General features: G+C 47.9%; 11 protein-coding genes. 2 read left to right on the top strand and 9 right to left on the bottom strand.

Features of this window, described 5'->3' with window-relative positions; translation table 11 throughout:
- Nucleotides 1-9: 9 nt before the first annotated feature.
- The 6 genes from QF041_RS15545 to QF041_RS15570 form a co-directional block, all read right to left on the bottom strand.
- The gene (locus QF041_RS15545; protein WP_307414828.1) at nucleotides 10-1,365 is read right to left on the bottom strand and encodes a diaminobutyrate--2-oxoglutarate transaminase; all 1,356 of its coding nucleotides are present in this window, start codon (nucleotides 1,363-1,365) and stop codon (nucleotides 10-12) included.
- Between the two features lie 172 nt (nucleotides 1,366-1,537).
- Nucleotides 1,538-2,554: an ATP-grasp domain-containing protein gene (locus QF041_RS15550; RefSeq protein ID WP_307414829.1), complete on the bottom strand. Its 1,017-nt coding sequence runs from the start codon at nucleotides 2,552-2,554 to the stop codon at nucleotides 1,538-1,540.
- A gap of 541 nt (nucleotides 2,555-3,095) precedes the next feature.
- Nucleotides 3,096-3,917 (bottom strand): ABC transporter ATP-binding protein, encoded by an 822-nt coding sequence (locus QF041_RS15555; protein ID WP_307414830.1) that lies wholly within the window; start codon nucleotides 3,915-3,917, stop codon nucleotides 3,096-3,098.
- A gap of 13 nt (nucleotides 3,918-3,930) precedes the next feature.
- Complete coding sequence (locus QF041_RS15560; protein ID WP_307414831.1) at nucleotides 3,931-4,974, bottom strand: FecCD family ABC transporter permease; 1,044 nt, start codon at nucleotides 4,972-4,974, stop codon at nucleotides 3,931-3,933.
- Complete coding sequence (locus QF041_RS15565; RefSeq protein ID WP_307414832.1) at nucleotides 4,971-5,984, bottom strand: FecCD family ABC transporter permease; 1,014 nt, start codon at nucleotides 5,982-5,984, stop codon at nucleotides 4,971-4,973. The genes QF041_RS15560 and QF041_RS15565 overlap by 4 nt, the downstream gene beginning before the upstream one ends.
- Nucleotides 5,985-6,082: 98 nt before the next feature.
- Nucleotides 6,083-7,096, bottom strand: coding sequence for an ABC transporter substrate-binding protein (locus QF041_RS15570; protein ID WP_307414833.1), 1,014 nt, complete (start codon nucleotides 7,094-7,096; stop codon nucleotides 6,083-6,085).
- A 425-nt stretch (nucleotides 7,097-7,521) separates the two neighbouring features.
- Here QF041_RS15570 and QF041_RS15575 point away from each other — a divergent pair, with 425 nt between their 5' ends.
- On the top strand, nucleotides 7,522-8,103 hold the full coding sequence (locus QF041_RS15575) for a hypothetical protein (RefSeq protein ID WP_307414834.1): 582 nt from the start codon (nucleotides 7,522-7,524) through the stop codon (nucleotides 8,101-8,103).
- A gap of 221 nt (nucleotides 8,104-8,324) precedes the next feature.
- The gene (locus QF041_RS15580; RefSeq protein WP_307414835.1) at nucleotides 8,325-10,097 is read left to right on the top strand and encodes an alpha-glycosidase; all 1,773 of its coding nucleotides are present in this window, start codon (nucleotides 8,325-8,327) and stop codon (nucleotides 10,095-10,097) included.
- Between the two features lie 356 nt (nucleotides 10,098-10,453).
- Here the strand turns inward: QF041_RS15580 and QF041_RS15585 are convergent, their stop codons facing one another.
- The 3 genes from QF041_RS15585 to QF041_RS15595 are packed head-to-tail and all read right to left on the bottom strand — an operon-like array spanning nucleotide 10,454 to nucleotide 14,621.
- Nucleotides 10,454-11,833 (bottom strand): ANL family adenylate-forming protein, encoded by a 1,380-nt coding sequence (locus tag QF041_RS15585; protein WP_307414836.1) that lies wholly within the window; start codon nucleotides 11,831-11,833, stop codon nucleotides 10,454-10,456.
- Nucleotides 11,827-13,245, bottom strand: coding sequence for a cysteine peptidase family C39 domain-containing protein (locus QF041_RS15590; RefSeq protein ID WP_307414837.1), 1,419 nt, complete (start codon nucleotides 13,243-13,245; stop codon nucleotides 11,827-11,829). Before QF041_RS15590 ends, QF041_RS15585 begins: the two co-directional genes overlap by 7 nt.
- Nucleotides 13,242-14,621 (bottom strand): alpha/beta hydrolase, encoded by a 1,380-nt coding sequence (locus QF041_RS15595; RefSeq protein ID WP_307414838.1) that lies wholly within the window; start codon nucleotides 14,619-14,621, stop codon nucleotides 13,242-13,244. The genes QF041_RS15590 and QF041_RS15595 overlap by 4 nt, the downstream gene beginning before the upstream one ends.
- Nucleotides 14,622-14,939 lie beyond the last annotated feature (318 nt).

Here is a 14,939-nt window from a genome sequence, read left to right on the forward strand (position 1 = left end):
GGGATAGCTTCAACATGCAGCCGTTGCTAAAGCAATCGCTTCAGCTACCGATTTCTCAAAGATCGCAAGGATTGCACCCGATTCTTGCTCCGTAATATTCAGCGGCGGCAGAAAACGAACAACAGCTGAATGACGCCCGCCCAGTTCTACAATTAATCCATTCTTGAAACATTCACGCTGAATAGACTCAGCCAGCGCACCATTAGGCAGATAATGTCCCAGACGATCCTTCCGTCCTGTTGGATCCACCACTTCAACACCGATCATCAGTCCTCTGCCTCGCACGTCACCAATCTCTGCATACCGCTCTTTCAATGCATTCAGTTGATTCATGAACTGCTCACTACGAAGATGCACGTTGTGTAGAACATCCTGTTCCCGGATATAACGAAGTGTGGCAAGTCCCGCTGCCATGGCCAGCTGATTGCCACGGAACGTACCTGTGTGTGCACCAGGCTGCCATCGATCCAGCTCCTCCTTATAGATGACGACAGACATCGGCAGACTTCCGCCAACCGCTTTGGAGCAGATGATTACATCAGGTACAATCCCGGCATGTTCAAACGAAAACATTCGCCCTGTACGTCCAATGCCTGTCTGCACTTCGTCGATAATGAGCGGAATGCTTCGCTCTGCTGTGATTCGGCGCAGTTCCCTCAGCCATTCAATGTCTGCCGGAATCGCCCCGCCTTCGCCCTGAACCGTCTCCACAATGACCCCACATGGTGCCGCAATACCGCTCTCGCAATCATCGAGCAAATTTTCAATATACTGTGCGCTTAATTGGGCCGTCATGCCTTCACCAACACCAAATGGGCAGCGGTATTCATAAGGAAACGGCAGGAAATGTACATCGGGCAGCAGGCTTTGCAGATGTTGTTTCTTGCTCAGGTTGCCACTCATCGACATCGTCGCTTGGGTTGAACCGTGATAACCTCCCTGAAAGGCAAGAATGGACTTGCCACCTGTGGCACTTTTGACCAGCTTAATGGCTGCTTCTACGGCATCCGCTCCGGTTGGACCACAGAACTGGATTTTGGCTTTGTCTCGCATCTCTGCCGGAAGAATGGAGAATAGTTCTTGCATATATGAAAGCTTCAGCGGTGTTGCCAGATCCAGTGTATGAAGCGGAATCTGCTGATCCAGAACATCGCGAATGGCGTTGACCACCGTGTCATGGTTATGCCCCAGCGCCAATGTTCCTGCACCAGCCAGGCAGTCGTAGAATACGCGGCCTTCAGTATCAGTAATCTTCACCCCATGGGCCTTGCTAATGACAAGTGGGAAATGTCTGGGGTACGATCTTGCATTGGATTCCTTCTCATTTTGCATCTTCAGATATTCCGTCTGCACCTCTACTGACATAGCCCTCTAACGCTCCTTATAATCGATTCAGGCAGAACCTGCTGCCTGTGTTTCTTGTTCTGCATTTTGCATATGACATGGTATTGGTTCAAAATCATGTAAGGTCCGAATTAAATGATGGTATCCGTTATCTGTTATCCGTCATATATTGTCATCTATACGTTGTTATAAGCTATATTTCTTTATATTCAAGTTGCTCCTGACACAGGTATTCCAGGTATAACCGAACCACATCACGAGTTGTTCCACCATGGGGAAAGACGTGGTGTGTCAGATCTGGCAAGGCGTTCACTTCCAGAATGCCTCCCTGATCTCTGGAGATCGGGGTGCGGATATCACAACAACGAACATCGACTCCTGCTACATCGATCTGAAGAGTCTTTGCCGCCTGAATGATCATTCGGGCATTTTCGGGATGAATGATTTTGGTACAATCCTTGTAGAATTCACTGATTTTTCCGGCGGCAGAATTGCGGAGATCGTATAATTCAATTTCTTTTCCCGCGGCAGGAACTTCATCCAGTGTTGTCCCTTGTTCATGTAATACCTCCAGCAGTCGTTCCGCTGCTGCATTAACCTCGGGAAACGCTTCATACTCGCCAATGGGTGTCATCTCGATTCGTTCCTGATTCAACTGCTCAATTAACGTCCGAACGGTTGAAGTTCCGTCTCCCTCAACATAGACAGGCCGATACTGGTTCACAGCCGCCACTTCTCCGTTGATGATCAGCACTCTGTAATCAATTCCGGTCACATATTGCTGTAACATAATGCTACTGCCGTGGACACGCGCAAGATGAATGGCTGCCTCCAGTTCATCTGCGGTACGCACATCCAGCGTCACGCCCATGCTGCTGCTCGCATCCAGCGGTTTCACCACAATGGAGCCATATCTATTCAGAAAAGCTACTGCTTCACTCCCCATCTCCGGGATCACGATAAATGACGGTACAGGCATTCCCTGTTCATGCAGCAACATATTACATGCCTGCTTGTTCTTCGCGAGCAGTCCAGCGATTAACGGCAGACGATGAGATCTGGTTTTGTTAATGATGATCTCTTTGTCCCCTACAGACAGCTTCAGAAAATCTTCGCATCCCTCAAGAAGTGGCTCACAGGTGATGCCCATTTCTCTCGCTTTGCTTATAATGAGTCGGTTTTGCAGATTATGAATCCCTTTCGGAAACACTGAAAATCCTCCCCGATCGAATGAAGGTACTCGCTCCTATATAAGTTGAATTAAAGATTATTTACGCTGACACTACAATGACAGAACAACCTTCTAATCGCTGTTATCCCCAGATTTTTTGATTCCCTTTTCTCAAGGTAAAAATCCGGGGATAAAGGCGAACGCTTCGCTTTTTCAGGTTTTTTCTGTCCTCTCCGTTGCATGTAAATGATTAATTCAACTTATATTGCTCATACGTTCATCAATTTTTATTGTAATTATATATTGATAATGATTATCAATATCATACAAAATCTATTTTATGGCAATTCGAGTTATATTGTCAATAATAAACTTTTAAGGAAAAATAAGATCGAATTTAGTGTAGGTTTGAGTCGATGCAGGTATGCTTTTATCGAATAATAGGCACAACAAACCGGGCAAGCCTGGGACATGGTTTTACCAATGGCTTGCCTAATTTGTTATCTGCATGATCATACAGTGGAGTTGATGTGGAGTTTTGGATAAGTATTGAACGAATCAAAAGCGGACTTTTTAATCCTCAAGCCAGTTGTGTATAACGCTGTTCTCCATTCAGCTTCCTTCCCCTTCCATGCGGGATACAGGTTGGTGTGCCAAACAGTGGATCAACCGCAATCTCACACTCCATCTGGAAAACTTTACGGACCATCTCCTGTGTAACGATATCTTCTGGTTTACCTTCCGCGTAGATCGACTTATTGTGAACAGCCACAATATGATGCGCATACCGACATGCCAGATTCAAGTCATGAAGTACCATGACAATGGTACGTCCTTCCCGTTCGTTCAACTCAAACAGCAGATCAAGGATATCAATCTGATGTGTCATATCCAGATAGGTTGTAGGTTCATCCAGCAGCAGCGTTTCGGTACCCTGCGCGAGCGTCATGGCAATCCAGGCACGCTGACGCTGTCCACCGGACAGTGCATCCACAGGTCGATCCGCGAGTTCTGTCAGATGTGTGGATTCGAGTGCCAGCTTAACCATGCACTCATCCTCTCGTGACCATTGCTTCAGCCATGTTTGATGTGGATAACGTCCTTGCTTAACCAGTTGGTTCACTGTCAAGCCTTCCGGAGCGGTCGGGCCCTGTGGCAGGATGGACATGCGTCTTGAAATTTCCTTGGTTGGCAGCTTCGCAATCTCTTCGCCATCCAGCAGCACCGAACCAGAGCTGGATTTCAGCAACCGGGCCATCGTACGCAGCAGCGTAGATTTACCACAGCCGTTGCTGCCAATCAGGACGGTAATCTGTCCCTTGGGAATGGTCAGGTTCAAATTTTCAATAATGGGATCTGCTCCATAGGAGATCGTAAGCTCCTTGGCTTCCAGAATACTCACAGCTCGCTCCTCCTCAAAACTGATTTCGATTCTTGAACAACAAATACAGGAAAAATGGTGCGCCTACGCCTGCAGTGAATACCCCTGCGGGAACATCTAACGGTAGAAAAGCTGTGCGGGCAATCAGATCTGCCGCAAATACAAGCAGAGCACCCACCAGTCCAGACACAATCAGCATACTGCCAAACATCCGTCCAACCAGCTTCCGGGCAATGTGTGGAGCGATTAGGCCAACAAACCCAATGGTTCCGGCAACCGCAACGGCAATTCCCGCCAGCAATACACTGCATAACAACAACGCTGAACGATGCCGCTGCACAGTGACACCTAGCCCTGTGGCCAAATCATCCCCGAATTCCTGTGCATTCAAGCTGCGGGCGAACCAGATCGCCAGAGGAACAACAAGAGTGATAACCGGCACTATTGTTCGAACATCGGTCCACGATGCTCCGTATACACTTCCAGTCAGCCAGATATAGGCTTGACCTGCCGTGTAGAACGGACTCAGGATCAACATAAAGGTTGTTCCAGCTCCGGTAATGGCTGATACTCCAATCCCGATCAGCACCAAGCGGATCGGACTGACTCCCTTTTTCCAGGCAAGCACATAAATAATCAATGCCGTCACAATTGCACCAGCGATGGCGAACAGTGGTAACAACTTGATGCTCACCGCTCCGCCCAGCAATGTAACAAAACCTACAGCCGCAACAGCGGCACCGCCAGTGATACCGATGACATCCGGTGAGGCCAGCGGGTTACGGATAATACCTTGCAGGAGCGCACCTGACATACCAAGGGCTGCACCTACGAGCAGGGATAATAACACTCGTGGCAGCCTTAAGGTCAGCACGACGAAGTCATGCTCTCCTGCATTCAGACCAAATATCGTTCTGAGCACATCCAGCGGAGAAATAAAGTCACTGCCTACACTGGTACCGACCACTCCTGCCATCAGGAACAAGAGGATACATATACCGATGACAACCAATGATTTTCGTTCCATTTGCACCGAGACGGTGTCTTTTTTGTTGCGGAAAGTCAACAGCTTCCTCATATCTTCGTCACCCCCTTACGGGCAATGTACACGAAGAAGGGTCCGCCAATCAGTGCAGTCATGACACCGAGTGGAACTTCCTGCGGCATGATCACCAACCTTGCAACAACATCCGCGGACAGCAGCAGAATCGCTCCCCCTACAATAGAGTAAGGAACGAGCCAGCGGTAATCATTGCCCACCAGTGCACGCATGATATGCGGGACAACCAGACCGACCAGACCGATCGAACCGGCTACGGCAACCGAACCACCCGCCAGCAATACCGTAACAATTCCCATGAGCACCTTGACCAGAATTACATTCTGTCCCATGCCTTTGGCGATATCATCACCCGTCAAGAGCAGGTTGATGGCTCTGCCCATGAACAGAGAGACAATGGCTGCGGCTGTCATGTACGGCAGAACAGGATATAACATATCCAATGTCCGCCCGCTAACTGAACCGGCAAGCCAGAACAATACATCCTGCAATCCGGTTCCATCCAGCACCAGAATGGCCTGTGTGAACGAGGCAAACAACGCTGAGATGGCCGTCCCCGCCAGTACAATTTTGATCGGTGTCAGGCCATCACGACCGAGGGAACCTAGCCCATATACAATTGCCGCGGCTACAGCAGCCCCTGCAAAACCAAACCACATCATGGTGGTTAGCGAGGATACGGACAATACCACAATGGCAATGACAATGAAAAAGATCGCACCGGCATTGATCCCGAACACACTTGGTGATGCCAGCGGGTTACGTGTCAACGCCTGCATCAGTCCACCCGCCACGGCCAAACTTGCTCCCACAACAGCAGCAATAATCGTACGTGGCAAGCGTTCCGTCAGCAGAACCACATGTTCCACAGAACTCTCGTCATAGAATTGCAGTGCTTCCCATGCTATCTGAAACGTGATATGCGTACGTCCCAGAATCATACTGGCTAGGCAAGCAAGTAGAAGTATTATGAGTAAACCAGCCAGTCCATAGATCTTGGCACTTGCCTTTGTAAAAAGGGGAAACATACTCTCACTCTTTCATCTGTAAAATGACAAAAGACCTGCCTGCCCAATACACTTCGTTAACGAATGTTCTGGTGCATGGCAGGTCCTGCTCCTGTTGGTTAGTTCAGGTTGAACTGCTTATATAGATCGTCCAGCATCATGTTGGCCGATGTGTATCCACCTGCCATGTTCCAGGCCACTTCATCGACCTGAACTAGTTGGTTGTTCTTGACTGCATCAAGGTTTTTCCACAGTGGACTGCTGGTCCAAACATCATAATTTTTCTGAATGGCATCTGTTTCTGTTCCTGAGTTGAAGTTGAAGATCATGTCTGCATTCATATCCGAAATGTTCTCTTTGGAAGTCAATTCAACTCCCCATGTGTCTGCGTCATGTTCGGCAGGTCTGGTGAACCCAAGTTCATTCAGAATCTTACCTGCATATCCCATGTAGAAAATACGAACCTGATCGGCTCTAAAGTTCGTGATGGTTGCTTCAATTGGCAGACGATCCCCCATTTTCTCTTTAAAATCAGCTACACGGCCATCCCAATCAGACAACAATTTATCCGATTGCTCAACCATATTCATCGCTTCCCCAACAGTTTTCACCGTTTCTTTCCAGTCAAAAAGCGTCTCCGTCACTACCGTTGGTGCGATCTGCGACAGTTGCTCATAGATCTCTTCATGTCTGATCTTCGTAGCAATAATCAAGTCGGGTTTCAACTTGTTGATCTCTTCCAGATTGGGCTGCGATTCCTGTCCTACTTGTGGAACTTCGTCCAGATCTGCTCTCAGATATTCATAGACTGGCTGCTGAACCCAGGATTCCACCACGCCTGTCGGTTTCACGCCAAGTGCAACAACGACATCATTCGCACCCTGGAACAGTGTCACGATCTTTTGCGGGGTTCCCTTGATTGTGGTTTCGCCCATGGCATGTTTGATCATTCGGGTCTGATCTTCAGTCGCACTGGCAGTTGTATCACTTTCATTATTGCTCTCATTGCTGCTTGCAGCTTGGCTGGACGTATTCGTTGTCTCGGCACTTCCACCCGAAGCACAACCAGCAAGCAGTGAAATCATCAGAATAAGTGCTGCATAAATGTATAGCTTTTTCTTTACTTTATACATGAAATCCGTCTCCCCTTTTTAATCTAAATGATATTGAATCTCATTATCAATTGTATTGTAATGGAGATGAAATCATTATACAAGCATTTTATTTGGAAAAACTTCTCACTCCCTGTCGAACTCTGTAACTTCATAAAACAACATTAAATAAAGATATATTAACTAAACCAATACAATACATATCGATATAATACGCCTCCATATAAACCATATATGTAATTTTTTTCTTACCTGCTAAATATACAAATCTCTCTTCTTACTTTTAGCTTCATCTAATACATGTCCTTTTTGCTCGTGAATCATTATTCATTCATATGCATTCAAGCAAGTTATTTACTGTAAAACAATTCCTGTAATTTCTTGTTGTACTATGTTAGATTATCCATTGGAATAAAATCACATCTATAGATAGGGGATATTAGCACGTGAAGAAATCATGGGTACTATCAATCATTATGAGTTTTGTCTTGCTTGGCGGGGTATTCGCACCTGCAGGGTCCTACGCCTCAGCTGCGGATGACTCAACCACTACATATTCGGAAGACGAATACTATGAAGAAGTTGACACGTCCGAACAAGAACCGATCCCTACAGTCGAAGAAGAAGATTTCCTCAACTACCTTGATCAGTTGGATATGGCATCGGTATATGAGGAGAAAGCCTTCAATGCTTTGGGAGGTGGATTTTACATTACATCATCCAATCGCAAGTCCGTTTTCTTGAAACTGACCAACACAGCGATTCCTAACTACACCAAATATGTTTCCAAGCTGAAGCTGATTAAACCGCAAAATGCGGAATTGCAAAAAATCCATGCCAACCTGATTAAAGGTAGCTATACACAGCTGGAAGGATTCCAACTCGCTAAAAAAGCGGTCTCCAAAACAACGGTAAACAGTGCTGTCCTGAAACAATCCAATGCCAAAATTGCTGCCGGGAAGAAAAATATCGAGAAGTTTCACAAAGAATTCTCTGCATACGCCAATAAACTTGGATTTGATTTATAAAAAACAGTAATTGCAGATATGCGTCCTACATTTCGAATAAAACTTTTGAAATTTAAGGAAAAAAAGTGTTTTCTTTTGCTGCGTTAGTTCGTATAATAGCACTATAATCAAAAGGCTATGCTGCCGAAAGGTACAACCTCGTGAACAATTGAGGTTGTGCCTTTTTTGCGTTTAATGGCCACTTTTATCTGAATTTCATCATCTGACGAGGAGTGATTTACGTGATTCTTGAAGCCATTTACCACCGCCCCAAACTCAATTGGTCTTATGCTTATGACCGCTCGACCATGCACCTGCGACTTCGGTCCAAACGTGGGGATCTGGATGCGGTGATTGCCATTACCGGGGACAAATATGCCTGGGATCGGACGATCACACACATCCCCATGCACATCTTTGCCCGGGATGAAATGTTCGATTATTGGGAAGCTGAGACTTCACCTCCCTATCGCCGATTACGGTATGGCTTCCAACTGATTCAGGGAGAGGAATCGGTCTGGATGACGGAGCGCGGATTCGAGCAGGCGCTGCCTGATCATCCACTCGAATTCTTTGATTTTCCATTTATGAATCCAGTCGACATTTTTGAATCGCCTGCCTGGGTTAAGGACGCTGTGTTTTATCAGATTTTCCCTGAACGTTATGCCAATGGCGATCCATCCATCAGTCCCAAAAATGCTGAACCCTGGGGAGGAGAACCTACACCGGTGAACTTCTTCGGCGGTGATCTCCAAGGTGTGCTGGATCATCTGGATCATGTAAGTCAGCTCGGCATCAATGCCATTTACTTCTGTCCGCTGTTTGAGGCCACGACGAATCACAAATACAATACAGGCGATTACATGAAGGTTGATCCTCACTTTGGAACCAATGAAGAGTTCAAGGCGTTCGTGGACGCCTGTCATCAGCGCGGTATACGCGTTGTTCTGGATGCGGTATTCAATCATTCCGGTAGAGAGTTCCCTCCTTTTGTCGATGTCATGAAGAATGGTCCCTCTTCCCCCTACGCAGATTGGTTCTATATCAAGGACTGGCCGCCACGTGTGGAGAATGGCATACCGACTTATGACACCTTTGCCTTTGAACCGCTCATGCCGAAGCTGAATACGGAACACCCTGAAGTGAAGGCATACCTATTAGAGGTAGGACGTTTCTGGATTGAGGAGATGGACATTGACGGATGGAGGCTTGATGTGGCGAATGAGGTGGATCATCAGTTCTGGCGCGAATTCCGTCAGACGGTAAAAGCCATCAAACCTGACGCCTATTTGCTTGGTGAGATCTGGCATGATTCGCTCATGTGGCTTCAGGGAGACCAGTTCGATGCCGTGATGAATTATCCGTTTACCAATTCGGTATTGGACTATACGGTGCATGGCAAGCTCGATGGACTTGGATTCGCCAATGAGATCGGCAAACTGCTTGCAGCCTATTCACAGCCTGTAACGGAAGCCGCCTTCAATCTGCTCGGAAGTCATGATACACCCAGACTGCTGTCCTTGTGTGATGGAGATGAGCGCAAGATGAAACTTGCCGTTACGTTACTACTTACGTATCCAGGTGTGCCATGTATCTATTATGGAGACGAAGTGGGACTTGATGGGGGATATGATCCGGGTTGCCGCAAGTGTATGGAGTGGGATGAGACCAAACAGAACCGTGAGCTTCTGGAATTCTTCACCCATACCATTGCCCTTCGTAAAGAGCACCCTGCCCTGCGCAGCACAGAACTGAAGATTGTATATGCAAAAACCGGAGACCCTTGTCTTGCCATTGAACGATTGGATTCGAATTCGGGCGAGCGTATGCTTCTTGTGCTGAATGCGGGTGATGAGCCGTGTACCCTTGAACTCCCCTTGGGAGATCGTAACATCTGGCGAAATCTGTTCACATCAAACACCGTGGAAGCTCGGCAAAATAAACTGACCCTCGATCTGGAAGCATACGGATTCTCCTTACTGCAAATGGAGATCAAACAACCAGCGAAAGCCTGATATGAATACGGCTAACAAGGGAAAATAACTTCAAAGAGGCTGTCCTCCAGGTCATATTGACGACCGGGGAACAGCCTCTCCTGCATCTTATACGTCTTGTGCATCTTATACGTCATATCCCAACGAACCAAGCACACTTTATTTGCTTCATTATACGCGGGCTAAATGCCTAACGAATCAGAGAGACCTTATTTCGTCCAATAAGTCGATTTTCGAGAGCAGAAGCCGTGTTTTCGACGCAATAACGTTACTGAGATTCGTTAGGTTTTACTTTTCTTGATTATCCACTCAATACAATGTTTGAGGTTCGTTAGCGATACCGATTCAAGCAAGGTGAAGCTCTTCGAAGCAGCGACCTATTTCCCAGCCGAGGCGAAGGGTGTCGAAGTCATTGGTTTTCGTATTTTTTTCATTCTTGAGCTTACGAGCGCTCCCTGTGTAATTACGATTTTCTGCGGAATCTTGTATGAAGGTAACTTGTCCTGACAATATTCCCAGATGGATCGCCGCAGATCGGTGAGAGTACATTCTGTAGCCAGCCGGATCGTCACCTTCACCCTCTGACCCGTGATACCACTCTGTTCTCCCGAAACTACGGCCGCTTCAATACATTCCATCTCTTCCAGAACACCCTCGACCTCGGCAGGATACACTTTCCGTCCCCCTACGTTAATGATCTCGGAACGACGTCCCAGAATACGAATGTAACCCTGCTCCAGCACAGCTTCATCCCCAGTACGTAGCCACCCGTCCTCTGTAAAAGGTGAAGGTGCATTCAAATATCCGATCATCGCAGTTTCGGTATGGATCTGCAATTCTCCTTCCACCACCCGGTACTTGACCCCTTCATCTTGAATGGAAAACAGCAGCGAGCCTGGCTCTTTGGAGCGGGTTGGCAGAATGCCAAGTTCAGACATGCCATAGGCTTGTATCGTCCTTAGTTGTGGAAATCTCCGGTTCCAGGCTGCCAGTACGGATTCAGGCATCACTTCCGATCCGTATGACACAACTTCGAGACTCGACAGATCATACCCCTCATCATTTCTACCCAGCAGCAACAGATTCATGAATGTTGGAGAGACCGGAAGAGCCTGCACACGAAACTTCTCAATCGTTCGGCACACTTCTTCGGGAGATCGATCTGCAATGATACAGAGACAGCCCCCACTGGACAGGGATTGCAGCATGGTATTCACACCGCCGATATGATCAAACATCATGAATGGAATCGTTCGCAAAGGCCGAACTTGCCGCCGAAAACGATGTAACAGCCGATCTGCACGATGCACAGTCGCTTTACTCACTCCGGTTGATCCGGATGAAAAGAGTACCAATCCCCCTACGCCATCCTGTGCCAGCGAGGATAACAATACAGGAACCTCTCCAGATAATTCACACATTTGCCGAATGCACAACTGGCCATCCTCAATGCCCAAACGCCATTTCACCTGTGCCAGTTGGATATATTCCTCTCGTTTGGCTTCAACCAGGTACCGATCCATGGGGAGCACGATACACCCTTGTCCGAGCAAAGCAACCAATGCTGCCGCTGAATAGGGGGAATAATCTTCCTCCAGCGTTACAAGTTGCCCAGTCAGCCCTTCTGCTGTAATCCACTTACTCATGATGCCAACCTGTTCCAGCAGCCACCGATAGCTGTACTCCTGATCTTTCCAGATCAGCGCAGGTTGCTGTCCCTGTTCCGCGAATCGTTCAAGCAAGAATTGGTTCAACATCTTGCATCCTCCTCACGGTCAGGCGCCCATTGATGTGCGAGATAATCAACAAGTGAACCTACGGTCTGATATGGGCTTTCCGGCATGGAAGCAGCAGCCATCTCCGCCAGTGCGACTCCCATCCCCGTCCCCCATCGATCTTCGATTCCCTGCTCTACCACTGCAAGCAATGACACGAGTTCCAGCGAATCCAGTTGCCCACTTCGTCCGTACAGTGGAGCGTTACCACCCTCACCAAGTGGAATCGATGTATTATGGTACGCGTTCAACTCCCGGCAACTATCCAATACGATACAGAGCAAATCCTCCCTGTGTTCTTGTCCAATCATCAACACGGCCTGACGTGGGAAGCAATCTGCCTGAGGTATGGACTGTCGAAGTGACTCATACCATTGCCATTCATCGGTGACCAACATTTTAATTACACTTGTTAGCTGTACTTTCCACTGCTCACGCTGCTTTATCCGACTGACCTGAAGCATATTATAGGCCTTCTCCCAACGTACAATGATCTCGCTGAATTCTCTCGCATATTGATCAAGTGGAGAACCTAGCCATAAGGCAGACTCCTGAAGAAGATCTCGAAGAAAATATCGACTCCATCGCATATCAAACAGCAGACCCGATATTAACATTTCATTGGCCAGATCCCCTTCATTCGCTCCATGCAATGCACCTAAGAGCCGCAGAGACACCGCATGTCCAAAATGATAATTGCGCTCTCCTTGCGTAATCGTCCTGCCTGTCAGAAACTCTTCAATCTGCGTTGTTAACGCCTGGATCAACATGTCTCGGTAACCGTCAGAGTCCAGCTTCACAGTCGCCCGAATGTCCATGGTTCCATACGTTCGGAGTTCTTCTTTGCGCTTCGCCTGAGCAAGCTCGGGTATGCTTTGGTTTCCTTTCCAGAAATCATGAAAGGCCCTTTGAGCAACCTTCCCCTTATACTTGGAGGGCACGGGATCATAGATGTGGACATGCTCAGCTTCCAGACCATACACGGCAATCCAATGGTCTACCAGATGCAGTCGGGAGCCTTGTTTCACGTGTTTGCGAATGTACTCGGGATTCTGATAATCCTCACAGTAAGGCAGATGATAACTGGTTCCTGTAGCCAAAAAAAGCCCACCTTCGCCAATATGCTGCCGGATCTGCGTCTTGCCTTCCTCGAAGCTGTCCAGCTGTCGCTGACCATACATCTCCCAGATCGGCTCTACATAATCCAGTTTGTGAAAATAAGGCTTCACCAGTCCGTTATCCCCGCACGAAGGAAGGCTGTACAACCGACTTGCCGCCAGCAGTGCCAGACTTGTGATGGATCCTTGTCGATGGAGCACTTCATGAATCAGAGGAAAATTGCAGGGATAATAATAGGGAATATCCAGCACCGGAGCGAATGAAGGAATGATCATTTTGGGCCTCCTGTTCCCGTTTTGGCTGACGTACTGCCCCAGGATTGGATTAGGTAATGCACAGACATATCATCTGTCGCTCGAAATACCCGATTGGCAATAGGTTTGCCATCCACATCGGTCTCGAAACGACGGAAACCGCGAGTAAATCGGAAGGAGAAACCACTATCTCGCGGGACTCGGTAACTACCTTCATATCGACCTTTACCAGAACGGACAAGCTTCATACCCATCCCACCATATATCGTCTCCTCCGAGTCTTCGTCGGGAGCTACCTCTGCACGAATGCAGACCTCCACATGAGTGGACAGTTCAGGAACGACAGTGTAGATGCGTGTAGCAGACAGTTCCCCCACAGTCAGCGTGATGGATGCACTTCCAATACCGACAGGAACCAACTCTCCACTCGCATGAACCTGAAGCACATTCGAGTCACTCGAAGTATAATTCCCGTGCAGCAGACTCCGAACTAACCCACTCTCGTAGTGCATTTGTACATTGATACACACGGTCATTCCACCCTTTAGTCCGATGACATCCCTTCCAAGCAGTTCGATCGAGGAGGGCTTACCTACGTGGCCGAACATGTACAGTAACGGGAGATGAACGCGTGCTCCCCAGTCGCCTTCCTGATGACAGGCACCCTGCTGTTCCAGAAATGCCAATTCCTCACCCGATCTGACTCCGCGTTCAATTAATTGATGAGCTACCCTTCTGACCTGAGAAGGCAGAAACAGACCTTCCGTATCTCCAATATCCATCCACATTCGAACGTCGGGTACCTCTTCTGGCAAGCGATACATGTTTTCTTCCAACAGCCCGCTCTCCGATGTTTCGTCCAGCTGCACATCCACATAGAATGGCGACATCATGATCAGTTTTCCGAAAACATCCGGATTTCGCATCCCCATGTGCAATGTACAAAGCGCCGCGGCAGATGAACCTAACAGCCCGGTATTCTGATTGTCCGGCAACGTCCGGTAACGATGATCAATGATCGGCTTGAGCTCATGAATGATGAAATGCTCATAGGCGATGCCTGAGCACCCCACACTCACGGCCTCTCTCTCCGGAGCAATGAAGTGGTAGAATTCGTTGTGCGTGACTGGGCGGACATGCGTAATGCCGACAATAATCAGTGATTCAATCTGCCCGGAGGAAATAAGACCGTCTGTTGCCTGGTCCATATTCCATGTTTCATTACCTGGCCCGGATGGACCAAAAGCCCGCTGCCCCGCATGAACGTACAGAACCGGATAATGCCGAACTGTCTGCTCATGGTAACCGGGCGGGAGGTACACATAAATGTTGCGGATATTGCCCAGCCGCGACGCCTGAATGCCTTCCAAACATTCGATGACAGAATGGGTACTCAACGATCATCAACCGCCTCTCTTCTCCCGATTCGACTGCATAATACAAATAACCCCGCCTCAGAAGAGACGGGGTTGTCCCAGAACACACGTAAGTGTTCCGGGATACATAGCCCTTATATTGTGAATCTGCGAATAGTTTAAATCCCCGGACGTGCTTTTGTAAACATAAAAATAGAAAATAAATGCTCTCAAAAAAGTTATTGACATAAGATCCAATATTTCTTACGATAACGTTGTGATCATAACTCGAGGGCCATGCTTTTAAACCTGAGCGGTTTAGGACAACCCCGGTAACTCCCGAAGGAGATGCCGGGGTTG

It is taken from the genome of Paenibacillus sp. W2I17, from assembly GCF_030815985.1.
Classification (GTDB): domain Bacteria; phylum Bacillota; class Bacilli; order Paenibacillales; family Paenibacillaceae; genus Paenibacillus.

Bases quoted from the DNA above. Each gene is read 5' to 3' on its own strand.
- QF041_RS15545 (WP_307414828.1), bottom strand. From the start codon at position 1,365: ATGTCAGTAGAGGTGCAGACGGAATATCTGAAGATGCAAAATGAGAAG.
- QF041_RS15560 (WP_307414831.1), bottom strand. From the start codon at position 4,974: ATGAGGAAGCTGTTGACTTTCCGCAACAAAAAAGACACCGTCTCGGTG.
- QF041_RS15565 (WP_307414832.1), bottom strand. From the start codon at position 5,984: ATGTTTCCCCTTTTTACAAAGGCAAGTGCCAAGATCTATGGACTGGCT.
- QF041_RS15570 (WP_307414833.1), bottom strand. From the start codon at position 7,096: ATGTATAAAGTAAAGAAAAAGCTATACATTTATGCAGCACTTATTCTG.
- QF041_RS15585 (WP_307414836.1), bottom strand. From the start codon at position 11,833: ATGTTGAACCAATTCTTGCTTGAACGATTCGCGGAACAGGGACAGCAA.
- QF041_RS15590 (WP_307414837.1), bottom strand. From the start codon at position 13,245: ATGATCATTCCTTCATTCGCTCCGGTGCTGGATATTCCCTATTATTAT.